This is a genomic window from Streptomyces sp. NPDC047853 (genome assembly GCF_043204535.1).
GTDB lineage: Bacteria > Actinomycetota > Actinomycetes > Streptomycetales > Streptomycetaceae > Streptomyces.
Genome location: NZ_JBIDCI010000003.1, coordinates 536472 through 559309, shown reverse-complemented (window position 1 = coordinate 559309; position 22838 = coordinate 536472). Strand labels below are relative to the sequence as shown.

The 22838-nt window shown below is 72.4% G+C and carries 19 protein-coding genes; 12 read left to right on the top strand and 7 right to left on the bottom strand.

Going from position 1 to position 22838, the window contains the following annotated elements:
* Nucleotides 1-139 precede the first annotated feature (139 nt).
* The 6 genes from ACGF5T_RS09400 (at nt 140) to ACGF5T_RS09375 (ending at nt 9965) form a co-directional block, all read left to right on the top strand.
* Nucleotides 140-904 (top strand): TIGR03089 family protein, encoded by a 765-nt coding sequence (locus ACGF5T_RS09400; protein WP_356608762.1) that lies wholly within the window; start codon nt 140-142, stop codon nt 902-904.
* A gap of 209 nt (nt 905-1113) precedes the next feature.
* Nucleotides 1114-2349: an LCP family protein gene (locus tag ACGF5T_RS09395; RefSeq protein ID WP_392887340.1), complete on the top strand. Its 1236-nt coding sequence runs from the start codon at nt 1114-1116 to the stop codon at nt 2347-2349.
* Nucleotides 2350-2622: 273 nt separating this feature from the next.
* On the top strand, nt 2623-4398 hold the full coding sequence (locus ACGF5T_RS09390) for an LCP family protein (protein ID WP_366766760.1): 1776 nt from the start codon (nt 2623-2625) through the stop codon (nt 4396-4398).
* A gap of 199 nt (nt 4399-4597) precedes the next feature.
* The gene (locus ACGF5T_RS09385; protein ID WP_366766761.1) at nt 4598-6316 is read left to right on the top strand and encodes an LCP family protein; all 1719 of its coding nucleotides are present in this window, start codon (nt 4598-4600) and stop codon (nt 6314-6316) included.
* Between the two features lie 216 nt (nt 6317-6532).
* On the top strand, nt 6533-8269 hold the full coding sequence (locus tag ACGF5T_RS09380) for an LCP family protein (protein WP_366766814.1): 1737 nt from the start codon (nt 6533-6535) through the stop codon (nt 8267-8269).
* A 76-nt stretch (nt 8270-8345) separates the two neighbouring features.
* On the top strand, nt 8346-9965 hold the full coding sequence (locus ACGF5T_RS09375) for an LCP family protein (RefSeq protein WP_356608770.1): 1620 nt from the start codon (nt 8346-8348) through the stop codon (nt 9963-9965).
* Between the two features lie 6 nt (nt 9966-9971).
* Here ACGF5T_RS09375 and ACGF5T_RS09370 read toward each other — a convergent pair whose 3' ends face one another.
* Complete coding sequence (locus tag ACGF5T_RS09370) at nt 9972-11018, bottom strand: glycosyltransferase family 2 protein (protein WP_356608772.1); 1047 nt, start codon at nt 11016-11018, stop codon at nt 9972-9974.
* Nucleotides 11019-11287: 269 nt separating this feature from the next.
* Here ACGF5T_RS09370 and ACGF5T_RS09365 point away from each other — a divergent pair, with 269 nt between their 5' ends.
* Nucleotides 11288-12664: an LCP family protein gene (locus tag ACGF5T_RS09365; protein WP_366766762.1), complete on the top strand. Its 1377-nt coding sequence runs from the start codon at nt 11288-11290 to the stop codon at nt 12662-12664.
* 42 nt (nt 12665-12706) lie between these two features.
* On the opposite strand, the gene ACGF5T_RS09360 is transcribed toward ACGF5T_RS09365, so the two are convergent.
* Entirely contained in the window at nt 12707-13963 is a 1257-nt protein-coding gene (locus tag ACGF5T_RS09360) for an LCP family protein (protein WP_356608776.1), read from the bottom strand.
* Nucleotides 13964-14082: 119 nt separating this feature from the next.
* Here ACGF5T_RS09360 and ACGF5T_RS09355 point away from each other — a divergent pair, with 119 nt between their 5' ends.
* A complete protein-coding gene (locus ACGF5T_RS09355; protein WP_356608778.1) occupies nt 14083-14649 on the top strand; it encodes an acyl-CoA thioesterase in 567 nt (188 codons plus the stop codon).
* Nucleotides 14650-14672: 23 nt separating this feature from the next.
* Here ACGF5T_RS09355 and ACGF5T_RS09350 read toward each other — a convergent pair whose 3' ends face one another.
* Complete coding sequence (locus tag ACGF5T_RS09350) at nt 14673-15830, bottom strand: acyl-CoA dehydrogenase (protein WP_366766763.1); 1158 nt, start codon at nt 15828-15830, stop codon at nt 14673-14675.
* A gap of 180 nt (nt 15831-16010) precedes the next feature.
* Here ACGF5T_RS09350 and ACGF5T_RS09345 point away from each other — a divergent pair, with 180 nt between their 5' ends.
* Nucleotides 16011-17354 (top strand): UDP-glucose/GDP-mannose dehydrogenase family protein, encoded by a 1344-nt coding sequence (locus ACGF5T_RS09345; protein ID WP_366766764.1) that lies wholly within the window; start codon nt 16011-16013, stop codon nt 17352-17354.
* A gap of 112 nt (nt 17355-17466) precedes the next feature.
* Here the strand turns inward: ACGF5T_RS09345 and ACGF5T_RS09340 are convergent, their stop codons facing one another.
* Nucleotides 17467-17973 (bottom strand): CGNR zinc finger domain-containing protein, encoded by a 507-nt coding sequence (locus tag ACGF5T_RS09340; RefSeq protein WP_361013650.1) that lies wholly within the window; start codon nt 17971-17973, stop codon nt 17467-17469.
* A gap of 93 nt (nt 17974-18066) precedes the next feature.
* Between ACGF5T_RS09340 and ACGF5T_RS09335 the strand changes: the two genes are divergently transcribed.
* Entirely contained in the window at nt 18067-18438 is a 372-nt protein-coding gene (locus ACGF5T_RS09335; RefSeq protein ID WP_361013653.1) for a VOC family protein, read from the top strand.
* A gap of 28 nt (nt 18439-18466) precedes the next feature.
* A complete protein-coding gene (locus tag ACGF5T_RS09330; protein ID WP_356608788.1) occupies nt 18467-18859 on the top strand; it encodes a VOC family protein in 393 nt (130 codons plus the stop codon).
* Nucleotides 18860-18901: 42 nt separating this feature from the next.
* Here the strand turns inward: ACGF5T_RS09330 and ACGF5T_RS09325 are convergent, their stop codons facing one another.
* Nucleotides 18902-20032: a dipeptidase gene (locus tag ACGF5T_RS09325; protein ID WP_366766765.1), complete on the bottom strand. Its 1131-nt coding sequence runs from the start codon at nt 20030-20032 to the stop codon at nt 18902-18904.
* A gap of 103 nt (nt 20033-20135) precedes the next feature.
* Nucleotides 20136-20492, bottom strand: coding sequence for a MerR family transcriptional regulator (locus ACGF5T_RS09320; protein ID WP_361013660.1), 357 nt, complete (start codon nt 20490-20492; stop codon nt 20136-20138).
* 73 nt (nt 20493-20565) lie between these two features.
* Between ACGF5T_RS09320 and ACGF5T_RS09315 the strand changes: the two genes are divergently transcribed.
* Nucleotides 20566-21708 carry an alkene reductase gene (locus tag ACGF5T_RS09315; protein WP_366766766.1) on the top strand — a complete coding sequence of 381 codons (1143 nt, stop codon included), beginning with the start codon at nt 20566-20568 and terminating at the stop codon, nt 21706-21708.
* Here the strand turns inward: ACGF5T_RS09315 and ACGF5T_RS09310 are convergent.
* Complete coding sequence (locus tag ACGF5T_RS09310; protein ID WP_361013665.1) at nt 21657-22835, bottom strand: dipeptidase; 1179 nt, start codon at nt 22833-22835, stop codon at nt 21657-21659. The two genes, ACGF5T_RS09315 and ACGF5T_RS09310, sit on opposite strands and share 52 nt — an antisense overlap.
* Nucleotides 22836-22838 lie beyond the last annotated feature (3 nt).

Here is a 22838-nt window from a genome sequence, read left to right as displayed (position 1 = left end):
GCCCCTGATCGTGGATATCCCCGGACAAATCTGTCCATCCGTAACCTGTCGGTCCCCAGGCCGTTTTCGTCCGAACCGGTGGCCGTGCGGTACGCCGTACGCCCGGTGCGCGCCCGGTCGCCCGCGTACGCTTGCCCGGGTGAACTCGACCGACCGCACCCCTGCCGACCTGCTGAGTTCCGCGCTCGCCGCGGACCCCGGACGCCCCCTGGTGACCTTCTACGACGACGCCACCGGCGAACGCGTCGAACTGTCCGTGGCCACCTTCGCCAATTGGGTGGCCAAGACCGCCAACCTGCTCCAGGACGAACTCTCCGTCGAACCCGGCGACCGGGTCGCGCTGCTGCTGCCCGCGCACTGGCAGACCGCGGTGTGGCTGCTGGCGTGCGCGTCGGTGGGTGTCGTCGCCGACGTGGCGGGCGACCCGGCCGCGGCCGACGTGGTGGTGAGCGGCCCGGAGCCGCAGGCGCTGGAGGCGGCGCGGGCGTGCTCGGGCGCACGGATGGCGTTGGCACTGCGACCGCTCGGGGGCCGGTTCGTGCCGCGCGCCCCCGAGGGCTTCGCCGACTACGCCGTGGAGGTGCCGGGGCAGGGCGACCGCTTCGTGCCGTACGCGCCGGTCGACCCGGAGGCGCCCGCGCTGATCGTGGCCGGACGGGAGTTCAGCGGGGCGGAGGTCGTGGAGCGGGCCCGGGCGGAGGCGTCGGGGCTGGGGCTCACGGGGCCCGGGGCGCGGATCCTGTCGGGGCTGCCGTACGACACCTGGGAGGGGCTGAGCGCGGGCCTGTACGGGCCGTTGGCCAGTGGCGGGTCGGTGGTGCTGTGCCGGCACCTCGACCAGGCGGGGGCGGACGTCCTGGACCAGCGGATCGAGGCGGAGCGGGTCTCCACCACGGCCCGGTGACCGCGGCCGGTGCGACTCGTCGGCGGCGGCCCTACGACCGCGGTCCGCACGACTCCGGCGCCGTGACCCCGGTCGCGCGTCCCGGCTCCGCATCCCCGGCCCCGTAACCCGCCCCCGTGAGCCCGGCCCACGCCCCGGTCCCGTAACCCCGGAGCCGCGCCTCCCCCGTTCGGCCCACCCCCGTTCCTCCTCCGGCCTCCGTCCGGGCCATGGTCGTAGGAGCGCACGGGTGCGGGACGGAGGGAGACGTGAGCGACGACGACGCGGGCACACCCCTCGACGGGCCCCCGCCCGGGGCGTCGGCGACCGGGGACGGGCTGAGGCGTCGTCGGAGGCGGCGGCTGGGGTGCGGGGGGATCGCGGTCGCCGTGCTGGCCGTCGGCGCGGCCGGCGCCGGGTGGGCGGTGTACGCCAAACTGGACGGCAACATCACGGCGGACGAGGCGGCGGCGGCCGAACTCGCCCGGTACGACAAGGAGCGGCCCACCGCGCTGGTCCGGGGCGCGCAGAACATCCTGCTGATCGGGTCCGACTCGCGGTCCGGGGACGGCAACGCGCGCTACGGGCGCGACTCGGGCACCGAGCGGTCGGACACCACGATCCTGCTGCACCTGGCGGCCGGCCGGGACAGTGCCACCGCCGTCTCCCTCCCCCGCGACCTGATGGTGGACGTGCCCGGCTGCCGCCGCCCGGACGGCTCGCGCACCGCGCCCGTCCTCGCGCAGTTCAACCACGCCTACGAGGTGGGCGGTTCGGCATGCTCGGTCCGTACGGTGGAGAAGCTGACCGGCATCCGGCTCGACCACCACGTGGTCGTCGACTTCCAGGGCTTCAAGAAGCTGGTCGACGCGCTCGACGGCGTCGAGGTGTGCCTGCGCGCACCGGTCGACGACGAGGACGCCGGGCTGCGGCTGCCCGCGGGCCGGGTGACGCTCGACGGGGAGCAGGCCCTCGGCTACGTGCGCGCCCGCAAGTCACTCGGCGACGGCAGTGACACCGACCGGATGGACCGGCAGCAGCGTTTCCTGGGGGCGCTCGTCAACAAGGTGCAGAGCAACGACGTCCTGCTGAACCCGGTGAAGCTCTACCCCGTGCTCGACGCGGCCACCTCGTCCCTCACGACCGATCCGGACCTGGCGAGCCTGCGCGGTCTGTACGACCTCGTGCGCGGCCTGCGCGGCATCCCCACCGAACGGGTGCAGTTCCTGACCGTGCCGCGGGAGGCGTACGCGGGCGACGTCAATCGCGACCAGCTCGTGGAGCCCGACGCGGAGCGGCTGTTCACCCGGCTGCGGACGGACGAGCCCGTGGCGATCGGGGCGGCGGGCGAGCGGGAGGAGCCGACCGGGGCCGGGGGCGCCCGTGAGCCCGGCCCCGGTCGGCTCGGCGAGTCCCCGGCGCCGACGTTCAGCGGCAACACCGCGGCGGAGGACATCTGCGGGTAAAGCGCGGTCCAAGAGCGGGCAAGGCGTGCGCACGGCGGGGCCGGAGAGGGACCGGGCGAGGGGGACAGTTGTCCAGTGAATACGCCGGATTGCCCGGTTGTAAGGCTCGTGGAATGTGTCACTGCCACCGCCTCTGCGCGAGCGGGGCGGTTAATGTGAGCCCTCCGGTGCGCCCGGCCCCGAGGTTGTGCCCCGGGTCGCGCACCGGACCAGCGAGACCGGGCGCCCGCAGGGGAGGGCGCCGCGTGGCCCCGACGGAGGATTCGGACAACCGTGGACGCGCAAGGCCGTGGGCGGGCGGAGCACATCGACCCCGCAGACCAGTGGGTACTCAATCCGGTCACCGGCGAATACGAACTGCGACCGCCCCCTTCCGCACCGCAGTCGGCGGTCCCGGGCCCGCGCGGCGCCGCGCCCGGCGGATCGGGCCGGGCCACAGCCCCCGGCGGCTCGCGCGGCCGGGGCGCGCGGGCCTCCGCGCCCGCCCCCTCGACCGCGCCGGACCGTGACGTCCCCGGCCCCCGCAGGCGCCGTACGGCACCCGAGGAGCCGCCGCCCGGGCGGCGGGGTCGCCGGCGTCCGGCGAAGAAGTCGAAGGGCAAGAAGGTCCTGCTGTGGAGCGGCGGCACCATGGCCTTCGTCGTCCTCGCCGCCGGCACGGCCGGATACCTCTATCTGGAGCACCTGAACGACAACATCCAGTCCGTCGCCGACGACGGCGCGAGCACCGGTGGCTTCCAGAAGGACAAGGCGATCAACATCCTGCTGATCGGCACCGACAAGCGCACCGGCGCGGGCAACGAGGGCTACGGCGACGCGGGCAGCGCCGGGCACGCGGACACCACGATCCTGCTGCACGTCGCCAAGGACCGCTCCAACGCGACCGCGCTCAGCATCCCCCGCGACCTGATCGTCGACGTCCCCGACTGTCCGACCACCCAGGAGGACGGGACGCAGAAAATCATTCCCGGCTCCCCCGGCGTCCGCTTCAACACCAGCCTCGGCCAGGACGGCCGCACGCCCAGCTGCACCATGCGTACCGTCACCGAGCTGACGGGGGTCACGCCCGACAACTTCATGGTGGCGGACTTCAACGCGGTCAAGACCCTCACCTCGGCAGTCGGCGGGGTCGAGGTCTGCCTGGCCAAGGACATCGACGACCCGGACTCGCACCTGAAGCTGCCGGCGGGCAAGCACACCATCGAGGGCGAGCAGGCCCTCGCCTTCGTCCGCACCCGGCACTCCGTCGGCTTCGGCGGTGACCTGAGCCGCATCGAGATCCAGCAGCAGTTCCTCAGCGCGCTGATGCGCAAGCTCAAGTCCAACGACACGCTCACCAGCCCCTCGAAGATGGTGAAGCTGGCGGAGGCGGCGACCGAGGCGCTGACCGTCGACTCGAAGCTGGACAGCATCGGCAAGCTGAAGGACCTCGGGCTGGAGCTGGGCAAGCTCAACACCAAGAACCTGACCTTCGCCACGGTGCCGGTGCGCGACAACCCCGCCGAGAAGGTCAAGGCGACGGTCGTCCTCCAGGAGGGGCCCGCCCAGCAGGTCTTCGACATGATCAGGGACGACGTCTCCTTCACCGAGGTCAAGAAGAAGGAGTCGGAGAAGGAGAAGAAGGAGAAGGCCGCCGTCGCCGCCCGCCTGGAGGGCCCGAAGTCCGACCCCTCCGAGATCCGCGTCCGCATCCTCAACGGCGGCGCCGCGGCCGGCAGCGCCCAGCTGGAGCTGAACCACCTCCAGACCGAGGCCGGCGTCACCAAGTCCGAGAACGCGGGCAACGCCGACACCGAACTGGCGAAGACCACCCTCGAGTACGCCCCCGACCAGGCCGACCAGGCCCGCGCCCTCGCCGAGATCCTCGGCCTGTCCGGCGCCGCCATGAAGCCCGGCGAGAGCGTCACCAACGCCCAGGGACTGCCCACGATGACCCTCACCCTCGGCAAGGACTTCAAGGAGCCGGGGGCCAAGCTCGACGCCACCGCCGGCAAGGCGCCCGAAGAGGTCCGCAAGTCCACGGCGGACAAGGTCGCGTGCGCGAAGTGACCTGAAGGGTCCCGCGTGCGTCTGACAGGGCGACAGTCCATCGGTGGGCCCGGGGGACGGCCGGGGCGGGAGTGACCCTCCGGGAGACGAGCAATCCGTCGGGGCCGCCGTACAGCCAACGAGGGGGCCCGTACGTCCAACTGTGCGAAGAGGCGGCGCGCAGAGGCACGTACGCGGGTCCTAGGGTGGGAAGAGGGACATGACGCAGAGCAGTGTGCACGGGGAGGGGACCCGTCCCGACACCGCCCGGCGATCCCGGCGGGCCGGGGCCGGCCCGGGTGCGGGCGGGACGGGGGGCACGGGACACGGAAGCGGCGACGGAAGTGGCAACTCGGGCGGCAACGCAAGCGGCAACGGCCACGGGAGGCGGTCCGGGCGGCGGCGGGCGGGCGGACGCCGCCACCGGGCGCTCCGCTGGTCCGCGACGACCCTGGCGGTGCTGATACTCGGGACGGCCGGCGCCGGGTACCTGTACTACGAGCACCTGAACGGCAACATCGAGAAGGGCGAGCGCAGCAGCGGCGACTCCAAGGCGCAGCGGCCCGAGGCGAACGCGGCCGGGCAGCGGCCCCTGAACATCCTGATGGTCGGCTCCGACAGCCGGGCCTCGGACGCGAACGTCGCGCTGGGCGGTGGCAGGAACCACCGCGACAACCCGCCGCTGGGCGACGTGCAGATGCTCATCCACCTGGCCGCGGACCGCAAGAGCGCCGCGGTCGTGAGCATCCCCCGCGACACCCGGGTCGACATCCCCGCGTGCACGGACCCGGAGACCGACGAGACGTACCCGGCGACCAACACGATCATCAACGAGTCCCTCGGCCGTGGCGGCGCCGGCTGCACCCTCGCCACCTGGCAGAACCTCACCGGTGTCTACATCGACCACTGGATGACGATCGACTTCGCGGGCGTCGTCTCGATGGCGGACGCCGTCGGCGGGGTCGAGGTCTGCGTGAACCAGAACGTGTGGGACCGCCCGCTGCCCGCCGTGCCCGGCGGGTCGGGTCTGAAGCTGACCGCCGGCCGGCACAAGGTGCAGGGCGAGCAGGCCCTCCAGTGGCTGCGCACCCGGCACGCCTGGGGCAGCGACCTGCTGCGGGCGCGGGCGCAGCACATGTACATGAACTCGATGATCCGCACGCTCAAGCAGCAGAACATCTTCACCGACACCGGCCGGCTGATGGGCCTGGCCGAGGCGGCCACGAAGTCCCTGACAGTCTCCGAGGAGGTCGGCACCGTCAAGAAGCTCTACGACCTGGGCATGCAGCTCAAGACGGTGCCGACGGACCGCATCACCATGACGACGATGCCGACCGTCGAGGACCCCCAGGACCGGAACCACCTGCTCCCGGCCCCCGACGCCGACACGATGTGGGCGATGCTCCGCGACGACGTGTCCTTCGACGACAAGGGCGCCGCGGACGGCAAGGACGGCGGCAAGGACAGCTCCGGCGGCGAGGACGCGAGTTCCGGCGCGAAGCCCTCGCAGGACTCCGCCGCCCCCGACTCCGAGATCGGCGTCCTCGTCCGGAACGCGACCCGCTCGGCCACCCTCGGCCCGGTGACCGGACGCGCGGGCACGATCGCCCAGGCGCTGGTGGAGCAGGGCTTCGCCAAGGCGGCCAAGGACTCCTCGGTCACGCCGTCCGAGGAGAGGACCGTGGTCCGCTACCCGACCGCGGAGTCGGCGGGCGACGCGCTGCGCGTCGCCGAGGCGCTGGGCATCCCGGCGGCCTCGGTGCTCAAGTCCCCGGACGTGTCGGGGATCACGCTCGTCGTGGGAGCGGACTGGCGCTCCGGGACGTCCTACCCGAAACAGAAGACGCCCGAGGCGGGGGACCTGCCGGACACCAGTGACGCCCTCAACGGCTCGGACAGCAGCAAGTGCATGGACGTCTACAAGCCCTATCGCTGGTAGGAGCCGGTGGGGGCCTCGTGAATATAGGAGGGATTGCCCGCTTGTAGGGGCGCCGACTTCGTCACCGGTGTCGTTCGACGCTGAACCGGGCGGATAGTCTGAGCGCTCCAGTGCCCCCGCCGCGAGGTCCGCCCTGGCGTCGTGCACATGTTGACCCTTTATCGTGCGCCTTCCGGCAGAAGGTGCCGCGTGGCCCCGACGAAGGACTGGGAGACCGTGGACGCGCAAGGACGTGGGCGGGCGGAGAACGTCGATCCCGCAGACCAGTGGGTACTGAATCCGCGTACGGGCGAATACGAACTGCGACTGTCCCCTTCCGCACCGCAGTCGGCCGTCCCGGGCCCCCGCCGGCCCGCCCCCCGTGCCAAGGAAGCCTCGTCCGCGGCCGGCAAGGCCGGCTCGGCACGCCGTACGTCCGCACCGGGCCGCGAGGTCCCGCCCCAGCGGCGCCGGCGCCCCGCGCCCGAGGAGCCGGTGCCGGGCCGACGGGGTCGCCGGCCCGCGAAGAAGTCGAAGGGCAAGAAGGCCCTGCTGTGGGTCGGCGGCAGCACCGCGTTCGTCGTCCTCGTGGCCGGCGTGGGCGGCTACGTCTACCTCAAGCACCTCGAGGGCAACGTCTCGACGACGGACGTCGGTGACGCCGGCAGCAGCAGCTTCAGCAAGGACGAGGCCTTCAACATCCTCGTCATCGGCACCGACAAGCGCACCGGCGCGGGCAACGAGGGCTACGGCGACGCCGGGAGCGTCGGTCACGCGGACACCACGATCCTGCTGCACGTCGCCAAGGACCGCTCCAACGCGACCGCGCTCAGCATCCCCCGCGACCTCATCGTCGACATCCCCGACTGCGAGACCAAGCAGGAGGACGGCTCCACGGAGATCGTCCCCGGGGAGGCGGGCGTCCGCTTCAACCGGAGTCTGGGCGAGGGCGGCCGGGACGCGGGCTGCACCATGCGCACGGTGAAGGAGGCGTTCGGCATCCAGCCGAACCACTTCATGATGGCCGACTTCAACGCGGTCAAGACGCTGACCACCGCCGTCGACGGCGTCGACGTCTGTGTGGAGAAGGCCGTCGACGACCCGAAGTCCCACCTCAAGCTGCCCGCGGGCGAGTCCACGGTGGAGGGCGAGCAGGCCCTCGCTTTCGTCCGCACCCGCCACGCCTTCGGCAACGAGGGCGACCTGGACCGCATCAAGGTGCAGCAGCAGTTCCTGGGTTCGCTCATGCGGAAGATGTCCTCCAGCGACACCCTCACCAGCCCCACGAAGCTGGTGAAGCTGGCCGAGGCCGCGACCAAGGCACTGACCGTGGACAGCGCCATCGGCAAGGTGGGCACGCTCAAGGACATGGCCCTGGAGCTGAAGAAGGTGCCCACGAAGAACATCACCTTCACCACGGTGCCGGTGATCGACAACCCCGCCGAGAAGGTCAAGGCGACGGTGGTCGTGAACGAGGCCAAGGGCCCCCAGGTCTTCGACATGATCCGGAACGACATCTCCTTCACCGAGGTCAAGAAGAAGGAGAAGAAGGAGAAGGCCGCCGTCGCCGCCCGCCTGGAGGGCGCGAAGTCCGACCCCTCCGAGATCCGCGTCCGCATCCTCAACGGCGGCGCCGCGGCCGGCAGCGCCCAGCTGGAGCTGAACCACCTCCAGACCGAGGCCGGCGTCACCAAGTCCGAGAACGCGGGCAACGCCGACACCGAACTGGCGAAGACCACCCTCGAGTACGCCCCCGACCAGGCCGACCAGGCCCGCGCCCTCGCCGAGATCCTCGGCCTGTCCGGCGCCGCCATGAAGCCCGGCGAGAGCGTCACCAACGCGCAGGGGCTGCCCACGATGACCCTCACCCTCGGCAAGGACTTCAAGGGCGCGGGAGTGAAGCTCGACGCCACCTCCGTGGAGACACCGGAGCTGGACAAGTCGACGGCCGACCAAGTGCAGTGCGCCAGTTGACCTGACGGGCCCGTCGTACGTCTGACAGGACGGTGACGGGCCCGCGGGGTGGCGCGGGGGTGGGGAAGGACGCGAGATGACGCGGAGCGGTGTGCAGGGGGAGGACACGCGGCAGGGGGCCTCGGAGGCTCCCGAGCGTGCGGAGGCGGTACGGCAGGAGGGAGGTGACGAGGGCGAGGGCGGCGCCGAGCCCGGCAGACGCCGGGTGCGCGGACGGCGCCGGGTGCTCCGCTGGACGGCGGTGGCGCTCGCCGTGCTCATGGCCGGTACGGCCGGTGCCGGGTACCTCTACTACGAGCACCTCAACGACAACATCCGCAAGGACCCCCTCAACCTGGGCGACGCCAAGGTCGCCGCGCCCACGCCGAACGCGGCCGGGCAGACCCCGCTGAACATCCTGGTGATCGGCTCGGACGCGCGGGACAGCGAGGAGAACCAGCAACTGGGCGGCGCCCGCGAGACGTTCGGCTCGACGCCGCTTGCGGACGTGCAGATGCTGGTGCACCTGTCCGCGGACCGCAGCAACCTGTCGGTCGTCAGCATGCCGCGCGACACCCTGGTGAAGGTCCCCAAGTGCACCTCCCCGGACGACGGCAAGGTGTACCCGGCGAGCGAGGGCCGGGTGATGACCAACCAGAGCCTCGGCCACGGCGGTCCGGGCTGCACGGTGGCCACCTGGCAGGAGCTCACCGGCATCCACATCGACCACTTCGTGATGGTCGACTTCGCCGGCGTGGTGTCGATGGCGGACGCCGTCGGCGGCGTACCGGTGTGCGTGGACGCCAACATCCACTCCCGCGACGGCCAGGGCCACGGCTCCGGCCTGAAGCTGGAGAAGGGCACCCACCCGATCCAGGGCGAACAGGCCCTGCAGTGGCTGCGCACCCGCTACGGCTTCGAGGACGGCAGCGACCTCGCGCGGGCGAAGGCCCAGCACATGTACCTCAACTCCATGGTCCGGGTGCTGCGCGAGAACGCGACCCTGAGCAGCCCGAACAAGCTGCGCAGGCTGGCCGAGGAGGCCACCCGGGCGCTCACCGTCGACCCGGGCCTGGACACCGTCAAGAAGCTGTACGACCTCAGCAACGAGCTGCGCAAGGTGAAGCCTGAGCGCATCACCATGACCACGATGCCCAACCGCTACGTGGGCGCCCGTGTGGAGCCGACCGAGGACGCGGAGCAGCTGTTCCGGCTGGTGCGCGAGGACATCGCCCTGGACGGCAAGGACGCGGAGAAGAAGGAGCCCGCCGCGGAGACGACCCCTCCGGCGGACCCCGCGGCCCCCGACGACGCCCTCGCGGTGCAGGTCCGCAACGGCACCCGCACCGACCGGCTCGGCACCGCCCCCGGCCGCGCGAACGCCGTCGCGGGGCTGCTGGTGGAGCGGGGCTTCGACGAGGCGGTGGCCGACCCGTCCGTGCTGCCGAGCGAGGCCCGTACGGTCGTCCGCTACCCGAGCGCCGACCTGGAGGGCGACGCCCGGCGGGTCGCCGAGTCCCTGGGTGTCCCGGCGAGTTCGGTGCGGCGCTCGACCGACGTCTCGGGCGTCACGCTGATCGTGGGCGCCGACTGGCGCGAGGGGACGGCGTACACGGCACCCGAGGCGGACGACACGACCCCCGACTCGGCCGAGGCCCTCAACGGCGCCGACGAGAGCGCCTGCATGCGCGTGAACCCGGCGTTCACCTGGTCCTGAGGGAGGTCAGTGCGCCTCGGCGGCGTCCGCGTCCGGCTGGACCGCCGGGCGCCGCGAGGCGATGACCTTCCTGGCCAGCGAGCGCGGGCTGGTCAGGAAGCCCCAGCCCCAGCACATGTGCATGGTCGCCAGGGCCACGGGGATCTGCGCCCGCGCCTTCAGCCCCAGCCCCTTGCCCGCCGGGACCGAGCCCGCGACGATCGCCGCCAGGTAGCCGCCGGGCACCACGAAGCCCCACGGGGTCAGCGCCGCGCCCACCACGACGCCGGCCGCGATGGCGCACACGGCCGTCGGCGGCGCGAGGTAGCGCAGGTTGATCGAGCCGGAGTGGTAGCGGGCGACGACGTGCCGCCAGCGGCCGTAGTTCTTGTACTGCTTGGCCAGGGCGCGCACGCTCGGCCGGGGCCGGTAGGACACCCGCAGCTCGGGCGAGAACCAGATCAGGCCGCCGGCCTCGCGGATACGGAAGTTCAGCTCCCAGTCCTGGGCGCGGATGAACTCCTCGTTGTACCCGCCCTGCCGCTCCAGCGCCTCGCGGCGGAAGACCCCCAGGTAGACCGTCTCGGCGGGGCCCGCCTGCCCACCCGTGTGGAAGGCGGCGTTGCCCACCCCGATCTTCGACGTCATCGCGGCGGCGACGGCGTCCTCCCAGGCGTTCTCCCCCTCGGCGTGCATGATGCCGCCCACGTTCTGCGCGCCGGTCTCCTCCAGGAGCCGTACGGCGGTGGCGATGTAGTTCGGCGACAGCATGCCGTGGCCGTCCACGCGGACGACGACGGGGTGGCGGGAGGCCTTGATCGCGGCGTTCAGCGCGGCGGGCGTACGGCCGGTGGGATTCGGCACGGTGTGCACGCGCGGATCCTCGGCGACGAGCTCGGCGGCGATCTCGTCCGTACGGTCCGTCGAGGGACCGAGGGCGATCACGACCTCCATCTCGCCTGCGTACTCCTGGGCGAGGATGGCGCGGACGGAACCGCGCAGGTGCCGCTCCTCGTCGAGGACGGGCATGATCACGGAAACGGCGGGCGGCCGCACGTCGGACTTGGCGTTCATCGGTGCTCACGTTACCGCGAACGGGGGACACGGGTGCGCGCCGCGGGGGCACGGACCCGGGCAGCAGATCGTATGGGCCTACGGTGCTCACGGATTCCACCCCCGGCCGCACGGCCCGTCCTCGCGGAGGTGTCACCTTGCCCACGCCGCCCCGCTCCCCCCGGGTCCCGGCCTCGTCCCCCCGCGGCGGCCCCCCGCCGCAGCGGGGCGGGCGACCGTCCCGGCGCCCGCCCCGGCCGCCCGTACGGCGGAGGAAGCCGCGCTGGGCCGTGCGGGCGGTGACCGCGCTGTCGGTGGTGGTGCTCGCGTCGGCGGGGATCGGGCACGCGGTGCTCTCCGGCCTCGACGCGGACATCTCGCGGGTGGACGCCTTCAAGGACATGAAGAACCGGCCGCGGGCGGGCGACGGCATGAACGTCCTGCTGGTCGGCACCGACGGCCGCGACAGCATCACCGCGGAGGAGCGGCGCCGGTACAAGCTGGGCGGCGCCCCCTGCCACTGCACCGACACGATCATGATCGTGCACATCTCGGAGGACCGGGAACGCGCGAGCGTGGTCAGCCTGCCGCGCGACTCCTACGCCGAGACCCCCGACCACACCGACCGCACCACCGGTGAGCACCACAAGGGGCACCCGCTCAAGCTGAACGCCGCCTACGCCGAGGGCGGCCCGCAACTGACCGTCCGCACGGTCGAGAACATGACCCGGGTGAAGATCGACCACTACCTGGAGGTCGACTTCACCAGCTTCATGAAGACCGTGGACGTGCTCGGCGGCGTGCGGATCTGCACCGCCCAGCCGCTCAAGGACCGCTACACCGGACTCGACCTGCCCGCGGGCACCCACGAGCTGAAGGGCGGACAGGCGCTGCAGTACGTCCGCGCCCGCCACCTCGACGGGGCCTCGGACCTGAGCCGGATGAAGCGTCAGCAGCGCTTCCTGGCCGCCCTCATCGACCGGGCGACGTCCTCGGGACTGCTGCTGAACCCGATCAGGTTCCGCGACGTCACCCAGGCGGTGCTGGGCTCGGTCCGGGCCGACGAGGGCTTCGGCACCGACGAGATGCTGGCGCTGGGGCGGGCGATGCGGAACTTCTCGCCGTCCTCTTCGGAGTTCACCACCGTGCCGATCGGTCAGATGGGCTACGCCGTCAAGGGCGTCGGCTCGACCCTGAAGTGGGACCCGGCCAAGTCCGGGCGGATCTTCGACGCCCTGCGCGAGGACGAGCCGCTGACCGCGCCCCGGCCGAAGCCGAAGGGCCCGGCTCCCGTACGCGTGCCGGTGGACCCGAAGCAGATCCGGGTCCAGGTGGAGAACGGCACGCGCACCCCGGGCCTCGGCAGGAGGGTGGACGACGCCCTGGCCGCGACCGGGTTCCGCACCACCCGGGTGCCGCGGAACGCCGTCGACCGCGCGGTGCAGCGGACGGTCGTCGCCTTCGACCCCCGCTGGGACAACTCGGCGAAGTCGCTGGCCGCCGCCCTGCCCGGCAGCGAGCTGCGGCCGGTCAGGGGCCAGGGCCCGACGCTGAAGGTGATCGCGGGCGCCGGCTTCAAGGACGTGGCGAAGGTGCGGCCGGCGGACCCGCCGCAGGAGTCGGGCACGGTGGTGCGCGGCGACGAGGTGGTGTGCGGGGAGAGGTGACCGCGCGGGCGGTCACCGGGGGCTACCGGGGCCACCGCGGGCTCAGTTGCCGGAGACGGTGACCTTCTCGTCGTTCTCGAGCTGCTCGACCAGCTGCTTCACCTTGGCGTCGTCCCACCTGAGGTTGCCCCCGACGCTGCCGGAGACCGGCATGTTCATCGAGGTGCCGTCGCCGCCGCTGACGCTCTTCATCGCCCAGAACATGCTCGCCAGGTCGAACAGGCCCATGTCCTTGTCGACGACGAGGGAGTCCAGGCCGGAGCCCATGGTCGGGTACAGCTTGAACGGGTTGAGGACGGTCGAGGGGGTGGCCACCTGGTTCGCCAGCGCCGACAAGAACTTCTGCTGGTTCTTCGTCCGGTCCAGGTCGGAGCCGGCCAGCGCGTACCGGGTACGGACGAAGGCGAGGGCGTCCTCGCCGTTCAGGGTCTGCTTGCCCTTCTTGAGGTCGGCGCCGGACTTCGGGTCCTTGATGTCCTGCGGGATGTCCATCTCGACGCCGCCGACCGAGTCCACGATGTTGGCGAAGCCGGCGAAGCCGATCTCCACGTAGTGGTCCAGGCGCAGACCGGTGTTGTGCTCGACGGTGCGCACCAGCAGCTCGGGGCCGTCCTCCGCGTAGGCGGCGTTCAGCTTCACGCGCCGGCCGGTGCCCTCGTACTTCTTGCCGGACTCGGAGCCGACGAAGGAGGGGATCTCCACGTCCGAGTCGCGGGGCAGGGAGATCAGCGTCGACCCGTTGTCCCCGGTGTGCAGGATCATCATCGAGTCGGTCCGCTTGCCCTCGGCGGAGCCGGTGTGCAGGTCCTTCTTCTGCTCGCTGGTCATGCCCTCGCGGCTGTCCGAGCCGACGATCAGGTAGTTCGTGCCCTCGCCGGCCCCGGGACGCTCGATGACCTTGGACAGGTCGACCTCGCGGTTGAGCTTGGAGTCGGCCCAGAAGTAGGTGCCGACGGTCGTCACGACGACCACGGTGGCCAGCGTGATCGCGGTCCACTTGATCCGGCGGCGCCAGTCGGGCGCGGGCCGGCCGGGACCGGGACCGCCGGGGCTGCCGTAGACCTGGCCGGTGTTGTACCCGCTGTCGTAGCCGTCCTGTCCGCCGTGGCCCTGGCCGTCGACGTACGACGGCTGCTGCGGCACCCCGCCGTACGGCGGGGCGGACTGCCCGGGCGGCGGCGCCGCGCCGCGGCGGACCTGGCGCATCACGCGCGCGCTCTCGGGCCGTGCGCTCGCGCTGCCGCGTCCGTACCGGTCGCCGCGGTTGTCGCCGGACCATCCCTCGGGCCAATCATTCATGCGCACCAGTGTGCAGGTCCGCCCCACGGCCCATACAAGGGTCGTCGGAAAATAGGGTCGGCCCTGTTGCGAAGCTGACACAAATCGCACGGCTGTCGCCCCGGCATAAGGTGGAGGCCATGACAGACCAGGCAGAACAGGCCTCGGCCGAGCGGCCGGCGGCTCCGGAGATCCCGGGCAAGCCGACCTCGGCCTCCCGCACCACCCTCAGCCACATCATGACCCACAGCGACACCAACCTCCTGGGGACGGTGCACGGCGGGGTGATCATGAAGCTCGTCGACGACGCGGCGGGCGCCGTGGCCGGACGGCACTCCGGCGGCCCCGCCGTCACCGCGTCCATGGACGAGATGGCGTTCCTCGAACCGGTCCGCGTCGGCGACCTCGTCCATGTGAAGGCCCAGGTCAACTGGACTGGCCGCAGCTCCATGGAGGTGGGCGTGCGGGTCCTGGCCGAGCGCTGGAACGAGTCCACCCCGGCCACCCAGGTCGGCTCGGCCTACCTGGTCTTCGCCGCGGTCGACGCGGACGGCAAGCCCCGCACGGTCCCGCCGGTGCTCCCCGAGACCGAGAAGGACAAGCGCCGCTACCAGGAGGCCCAGATCCGCCGCACCCACCGCCTGGCCCGCCGCCGCGCCATCATGGAGCTGCGGGAGCGGCGGGTGGCGGAGGGCTTCGACGACTGAGCGTCCGGGCGCGCGCCGACCGGTTACGGCAGGTTGCGCGCCATGACGATGCGCTGGACCTGGTTGGTGCCCTCGTAGATCTGCGTGATCTTGGCGTCGCGCATCATGCGCTCGACCGGGTAGTCACGGGTGTAGCCGTAGCCGCCGAGGAGCTGCACGGCGTCGGTGGTGACCTCCATCGCCACGTCGGAGGCGAAGCACTTGGCGGCGGCGCCCTGGAAGGTCAGATCGCTGTCGCCGCGCTCGGACTTGGCCGCGGCGGCGTACGTCAGCTGCCGGGCCGCCTCGATCTTCATGGCCATGTCGGCGAGCATGAACTGGATGCCCTGGAAGTCGGCGATCGGCTTGCCGAACTGCTTGCGCTCCCTGACGTAGCCCTTGGCGTAGTCGAGGGCGCCCTGGGCGATGCCGAGGGCTTGGGCGGCGATGGTGATGCGGGTGTGGTCCAGCGTCTTCATCGCGGTGGCGAAGCCGGTGCCCTCCTCGCCGATCATGCGGTCGGCGGGGATGCGGACGTTGTCGAGGTAGACCTCGCGGGTCGGCGAGCCCTTGATGCCGAGCTTCTTCTCCGGGGCGCCGAAGGAGACGCCCGCGTCGGACTTCTCGACGACGAAGGCGGAGATGCCCTTGGAGCGCTTGGTGGGGTCGGTCACGGCCATCACCGTGTAGAACTCCGACTCGCCCGCGTTGGTGATCCAGCGCTTGACGCCGTTGAGCACCCAGAAGTCGCCGTCGCGCACGGCCTTGGTCTTCATGCCGGCCGCGTCGGAACCCGCGTCGGGCTCGGAGAGGCAGTAGGAGAACATGCCCTCGCCCTTGGCGAGCGGGGCCATGTACTTCTTCTTCAGCTCCTCGGAGCCGGAGAGGATCACCGGCAGGGAGCCGAGCTTGTTCACCGCCGGGATGAGGGACGAGGACGCGCAGACGCGGGCGACCTCCTCGATGACGATCACCGTGGCGAGCGCGTCGGCGCCCGCGCCGCCGTACTCCTCGGGGACGTGCACCGCGTGGAGGTCGTTCGCGGTGAGGGCGGCGAGGGCCTCGCGCGGGAAGCGGGCCTCCTCGTCCACCTCGGCGGCGTGCGGCGCGATCTTCGCCTCGGCCAGGGAGCGGACGGCGTCCCGGAGCATGTCGTGCTCCTCGGACGGGCGGTACAGGTCGAAGTCAGCCGATCCGGCCAAGGTCTCTCACGCTCCAAAACGCTGTGATGCGGGGCACGCTAACTACCGTTAAGTAACCCAAATTTTAGGGCCCGCCCGCGCTCGTGGATAGGTGAGGTAGACGACAGCCGCCGAAGGGGTCCGCCCCGCGCCCCGGATATGCTCGGGCGCGCACCTGTGCCGTACACCTCTGGAGCACCCATGGCCCTCAAGATCACCGTGATCGGTACCGGCTACCTCGGCGCGACCCACGCCGCCGCCATGGCCGAGCTCGGTTTCGAGGTGCTGGGCCTGGACGTGGTGCCCGAGAAGATCGAGATGCTCCAGCGGGGCCAGGTCCCGATGTACGAGCCCGGTCTGGAGGAGCTGCTGGGCCGGCACGTCGCCGGGATCGAGGGCTCCACCGGCCGGCTGCGCTTCACCACCGACTTCGCCGAGGTCGCGGCCTTCGGCGACGTGCACTTCCTGTGCGTGAACACCCCGCAGAAGCACGGCGAGTACGCGTGTGACATGTCGTACGTCGACTCCGCGCTGGCCTCGCTCGCGCCGCACCTGACGGGCCCCGCGCTCGTCGTCGGCAAGTCGACCGTGCCGGTGGGCTCCGCCGACCGGCTGGCGGCCTACCTCGCCGCGCACGCGCCGGCCGGTGACGAGGCCGAGCTGGCCTGGAACCCCGAGTTCCTGCGGGAGGGCTTCGCCGTCCAGGACACGCTGCACCCCGACCGGATCGTGGTCGGCGTGCGCAGCGAGCGCGCCGAGAGGCTGCTGCGCGAGGTGTACGCCACGCCGGTGGCGGAGGGTTCGCCGTTCGTCGTGACCGACTTCCCGACCGCCGAGCTGGTGAAGACCTCCGCCAACTCCTTCCTCGCCACCAAGATCTCCTTCATCAACGCGATGGCGGAGGTCTGCGAGGCGGCCGACGGCGACGTGGCCAAGCTGGCCGAGGCGATCGGGTACGACGACCGCATCGGCAGGAAGTTCCTGCGGGCCGGCATCGGGTTCGGCGGCGGCTGCCTGCCGAAGGACATCCGGGCGTTCATGGCGCGCGCCGGTGAGCTGGGGGCCGACCAGGCGCTGACCTTCCTGCGCGAGATCGACTCGATCAACATGCGCCAGCGCGGACAGATGGTGGAGCTGACCCGGCAGGCGCTGGGCGGCGGCCCCTTCCTCGGCAAGCGGGTCGCGGTGCTCGGCGCCACCTTCAAGCCCGACTCGGACGACGTCCGGGACTCCCCCGCGCTGAACGTCGCCGGGCAGGTCCACCTCCAGGGCGCCCAGGTCACGGTCTACGACCCCAAGGGCATGGAGAACGCCCGGCGGCTGTTCCCGACGCTCGGCTACGCCGACTCCGCGCTGGAGGCGGTACGCGGCGCCGACGTCGTCCTGCACCTGACGGAGTGGCGGGAGTTCCGCGAGCTGGACCCCGAGGCGCTGGGCGAGGCGGTCACGGCCCGGGTGATCCTGGACGGGCGCAACGCCCTGGACCCGCAGGCCTGGCGGAAGGCCGGCTGGACGTACCGGGCGATGGGCCGTCCGACCGCCTAGGAGCGCGCTGCACGAAGGCGGCGCCGGTTCGGCCGAGGCTCAGTCGGCCGAACCGGCGCCGGTTGCATTCTGCCCCACCGGGCGCCGCGTCCGCCCGTGCGGTGCGGTCGGTTCACGCCCCCTTGGCGCGGTACCGGCGCATCTTGGCACGGGCCCCGCACACCTGCATCGAGCACCAGCGGCCGCGCCCGGCCGGGCTGCGGTCGTAGTACGCCCAGTGGCAGTCGGCCGCCTCGCAGGCCTTCAGCCGCGTCCAGGTGCCCGCGACCAGCGCCTCGGCGACGGCGGCGGCCACGCGGGCGGTCAGGGAGCCGTCGCGGGCCGGGGCGAGGGCGGCGGCGCCGTCGGCCGGGTCGACCGTCACCACCAGCGGGGCGGCGGCCAGCAGCTCGCCCAGCGGGGTCACCGCCCGGTGCGGCGGGTGGCCGGCGTGGGCGAGCAGGACCGCGCGCAGGGACTCGCGCAGCTCGCGCGCCCCGGGCGCCTCCTCCTCCGTGAGCCCGAGCCGCGCCCGGCCCTGCGGTGTGTCCAGCGCGTCGGCACCGGTCTCCAGGTCGAGGGAGTTCACCAGCCGCTCGACCAGCTCCAGGCCTCCCGGCGCGACGGAACGCTCGTTCATGCTTGCGACGTTACCCCCATTACGGGAGCATGGAGTAACCGTTACTGGTTACCCGCCCTCTGCTGGTAACCGACGGACCTCAAGGAGGAAGTCATGGCTGTCGCCGAACTGGGCCCCGTCGTCCTGGACTGTCCCGACCCGCACGCCCTGGCCCGCTTCTACGCCGGCGTCCTCGGCGGCACGATCGAGGACCGCAGCGACGAGCACGACGAGTGGGTGGACCTGAATCTGCCGGGCGGCCGGACCCTGGCCTTCCAGGGCTCCCCCGGCCACGTACCGCCGAAGTGGCCCGGTGACGACGGGCAGCAGCAGTTCCACCTGGACCTCGACGTCAAGGACCTGGACGCGGCGGAGAAGGCCGTGCTGGAGCTGGGCGCGAAGCCGCTGGACGCGGAGGACCGGGCGCGGTCGTTCCGGGTTTACGCCGACCCGGCCGGGCACCCGTTCTGCCTTTGCGCCTGCTGAACCCACCCTTCTACTCCGGGAGGCCCCCGTGGCACCTGTGGCACGCTTCCGTTCCGTCGTCGTCGACTGTCCCGAACCCCTCGAGCTGGCCCGCTTCTACGCGGAGGTCGGCGGGGGCACCCCCGAGGAGGAGGACCCCGACTGGGTGGTGCTCCAGGTGCCCGGCGGCCCCAGGCTGTCCTTCCAGCGGGCCGAGGGGCTCACCCCGCCGGAGTGGCCGCGCGCGGACCGCAACGCCCAGCAGTTCCACCTCGACTTCCACGGCGGGGCGACCTGGGAGGAGATGGACGCGGCCCACGAGAGGGTGCTCGCCCTGGGCGCCCGGCCGCTGGACCTGGAGGACCGGGAGAAGAAGGACTTCATGGTGTACGCCGATCCGGCCGGGCATCCGTTCTGCCTGTGCCGCATCGAACACCTCTGACCGCGCCGGGCCGGAAGGGGGCGCCTTCGACCGAGGTGGCCCTCAGCCGTCGAGTTCGGCGATCGTCGCCGTCGACGGCTCCCGGCGCAGCTGTGCCGCCCGGGCGGTGAACGCCGCGCTCCGCAGCACCCGTTGGACGTTCCCCCAGGTCAGCAGGGCCACGTCGGACTCCTCCCAGCCGCGCCGCAACAGCTCGGCGATGAGCCGGGGGTAGCCGGTGGCGTCGCCCAGCTCCAGCGGGTGGGCGGTGCCGGCGTCGTAGGTGCCGGACAGGCCGACGCTCTGCGGGCCGGCCACCGAACGGACGTGATCGAGGTGGTCGGCGACGTCCCGGACGGTCGGGCCGGTCTGCTCGGCGGTCAGCGGCACCATGCACAGGCCGCCGGACGCGCCCAGCTCCACGAGCAGGTCGTCGGGGAGGTTCGCGGGGTGCGGGCGCAGGGCCCGGGCGGCGGAGCGGGTGCACAGCGCCGGCGCCTTGGACACGGCGAAGGTACGGCGGATGGTCTCGGTGGAGGCACCGGAGAGGTCGGCGATCACGCCGAGCCGGTTCATCTCCCGGACGACCTCCTCGCCGAACCGGGTCAGCCCGGCCTCGCCGGCCCAGGACGCCCCGGTCAGCGTGAGCATGCGCAATCCGAGGGCGTGCAGGCTGCGCAGGATGCCGAGGCGGTCACCGAGGGCGGCGGCGCCGGCCGGGCCCGGCAGCACGGCGACCCGGCCGCAGTTGCGGGCGTCGATGGCCTGCCCCGCGTCGTACGCCAGGCGCAGGCCCTCCGGGTGCGCCCGCACCACCGTCTTCACCAGGTCCAACTGCTCCAGCGTCGCGCCGACCGCCCGGTCGCCGTCGAGGGCCTCGGGCAGGTGCAGCGACCAGAACAACGCGCCCACGTGCCCCTCGCGCAGCCGCGGCACGTCCGTGTCGACGGAGCTCTCGCCCAGCTCCAGGTCGTACCAGGGCAGGTGCTTGAGCGCCCAGGGCAGGCCGCTGTAGCCGTCGGCGACGGGGTGGGCGGCCAGCACGGCGTGCGCCCGGGACAGCGGCTCGTCGTCGGGGTCGGACACGGGCGCGTAGGGCTCCGGCGGGAAGACTGCCGCCGGCAACGGCACGGGCAGGTCGTCGAGCTCGCCGGCCTCGGTACCGGTGTGCAGGTCGTCCTGGAGGTCTGCCATGGCGGGCTCCGTACGGTCGTCGTGCGATACGGCCACCGTCGCACGGAGCGGAAAGGGCTTCCTGGTGGACGGTGCGTTCGGGGGTACGGACCCCGGGGACGGCTCAGCCCCGGGCCGCCTCGATCACCTCGTCCAGGGTGTCCCGGGAGCGGAGCAGGTCCGCGATCATCCGGTCGATGCGGGCGCGCTCGGCGGTGAGGTCGGCGACCAGCTTCGGCGAGGCCGCGGCCGAGGGGCCCCCGTCCCCGTCCCGCATGCAGGGCAGGAGCTGGGCGATCTTGTCACTGCACAGCCCGGCCGCGTACAGCTCCTGGATCCGGATGACCCGGTCGACCGCCGCCTCCGTGTACGCGCGGTGCCCGCCGGCCGTACGCTCGGCCGTGAGCAGCCCCTGCTGCCCGTAGTACCGCAGCGAGCGCTCGCTGACACCCGTGCGCCGGGCGAGTTCACCGATCCGCATGTGTACGTCCTCTCCCCTGCCTCGCTCACCGGACCTTGATTCTGACATCAGTGTCAGGTTCTAGCGTACGGGCATGACGAACTCGACCGACCTCTTCGCCTCCGCGTCCCTCGGCCCGCTCGCCCTCCCCAACCGTCTGGTGATGGCCCCCCTCACCCGCAACCGCGCCGAGGCCGACGGCACGCCGACCCCTCTGATGGCCACCCACTACGCCCAGCGGGCCTCCGCCGGGCTGATCATCGCCGAGGCGGCGACGCCCAACGCGGTCGGGCAGACCTACCCGAACATCACCGCCGTCCACAGCGCCCGGCACGTGGCGGGCTGGCGGCAGGTGACCGACGCGGTCCGTCGGGCGGGCGGGCGGATGTTCCTCCAACTCCAGCACGGCGGCCGGGTCGGCCACCCCGCGACCAGCGGACTCACACCGGTCGCGCCCTCGCCGGTCCCCCTGCCCGAGACGATCTTCACACCGGAGGGGCACCGGCCCTCCGTCGTCCCGAGGGAGATGACCGGGGAGGACATCCGCGCCACCGTCTCCGACTTCGCGCGGGCCGCCCGCAACGCGCTCGACGCCGGGTTCGAGGGCGTCGAGGTGCACTCCGCCAACGGCCACCTGCTGCACCAGTTCCTGGCGGCCAACACCAACCGCCGCACCGACGGCTACGGCGGTTCCCTCGCCGGGCGGCTCCGCTTCACGGTCGAGGTGACCGAGGCCGTGGCCGCCGAGATCGGCGCCGAACGGGTGGGGCTGCGGGTCTCCCCCGGCAACACGGTCAACGGCATCGCGGAGGGCGAGACCGAGGAGATCTACCCGGCCCTGGCCGAGCGGCTCGGCGGCCTCGGGCTCGCGTACCTGCACCTGGTGTACGCCGACCCGCACGCCCCGGTGTTCCGGAGCATCCGCGCCGGCTGGCCCGGCGTGCTGATCGCCAACCCGGTCCTGGGCGGGACGCCCTCCGCGGACTCCGTGCGGCGCGCCTCCGAACGGCTGCTGGAGGCGGGAGCCGACCTCATCGCCCTGGGCCGGCCGTTCCTCGCCAACCCCGACCTGGTGCGGCGGCTGCGGCTGGGCGCACCGCTGAACCCGGTGCGGGACCGGTACCTCATGTACGTGGGCGGGGCGACCGGCTACACCGACTACCCCGCCCTCCCCGAGGGGACGGCTCAGCCGTCCAGCTCCTCCAGCGACGCGTTGGACGGCCCCCGGGTGGCCTGAAGCCCCCGGGCCACGTCCTCCGCCGCGCCCAGCACCCGTACCGCGTTCTTCCAGGTCAGCTTGGCCAGGTCGGCCCGGGACCAGCCGCGGTCGAGCAGCTCGGCGATCAGGTTCGGGTAGCCGGAGACGTCGGCGAGGCCGTCGGGCGTGAACGGGGTGCCGTCGTAGTCGCCGCCGATGCCGAGGTGGTCGACCCCGGCCACCTCGCGCATGTGGTCGAGGTGGTCGGCGACCGTCGACACGGTGGCGACGGGACGCGGGGTGCGCTCCTCGAAGGCGCGGTGGACCTTCATCGCCTCGGGGCCGGTGTCCAGGTGGTGGAAGCCGTGCGCGCGCATGTTCTCGTCGGCGGCGACCGTCCAGTCCACGGCCGCCTGGAGCACGAACTTCGGCACGAACGTCACCATCGCCACGCCGCCGTTGGCCGGCAGCCGCTCCAGGACGTCGTCCGGGATGTTGCGCGGGTGGTCGCAGACGGCCCGCGCGGAGGAGTGCGAGAAGATCACCGGCGCGGTGGAGGTGTCCAGCGCGTCCCGCATGGTGGTGGCGGCGACGTGCGAGAGGTCGACCAGCATCCCCTCGCGGTTCATCTCCCGCACGACCTCGCGGCCGAAGGCCGACAGGCCGCCGACACCGGGTTCGTCGGTCGCCGAGTCGGCCCACGCGATGTTGTCGTTGTGGGTGAGCGTCATGTAGCGCACGCCGAGCGCGTACAGCGCGCGGAGCGTGGCCAGCGAGTTGTCGATGGAGTGGCCGCCCTCGGCGCCCATCAGCGACGCGATCCGGCCCTCGGTCCGCGCGGCCTCCATGTCGGCGGCGGTCAGCGCGGCCCGCAGCTCGCCCGGGTGGCGGTCGATCAGCCGGCGTACGCAGTCGATCTGCTCCAGCGTCGCGGTGACCGCGCCGGGCAGGTCCGAGCGGACGTACACCGACCAGTACTGCGCGCCGACGCCGCCGGCCCGCAGCCGGGCGAGGTCGGTGTGCAGGTGGGCGGACTGGTCGGTGGCGATGTCCCGGGCGTCGAGGTCGTAGCGCACCTGCTCGCGCAGCGCCCAGGGCAGGTCGTTGTGGCCGTCCACGACGGGGAACTCGCGCAGCAGTGCGCGGGCCGGCTCCAGCGAGGTCATCCG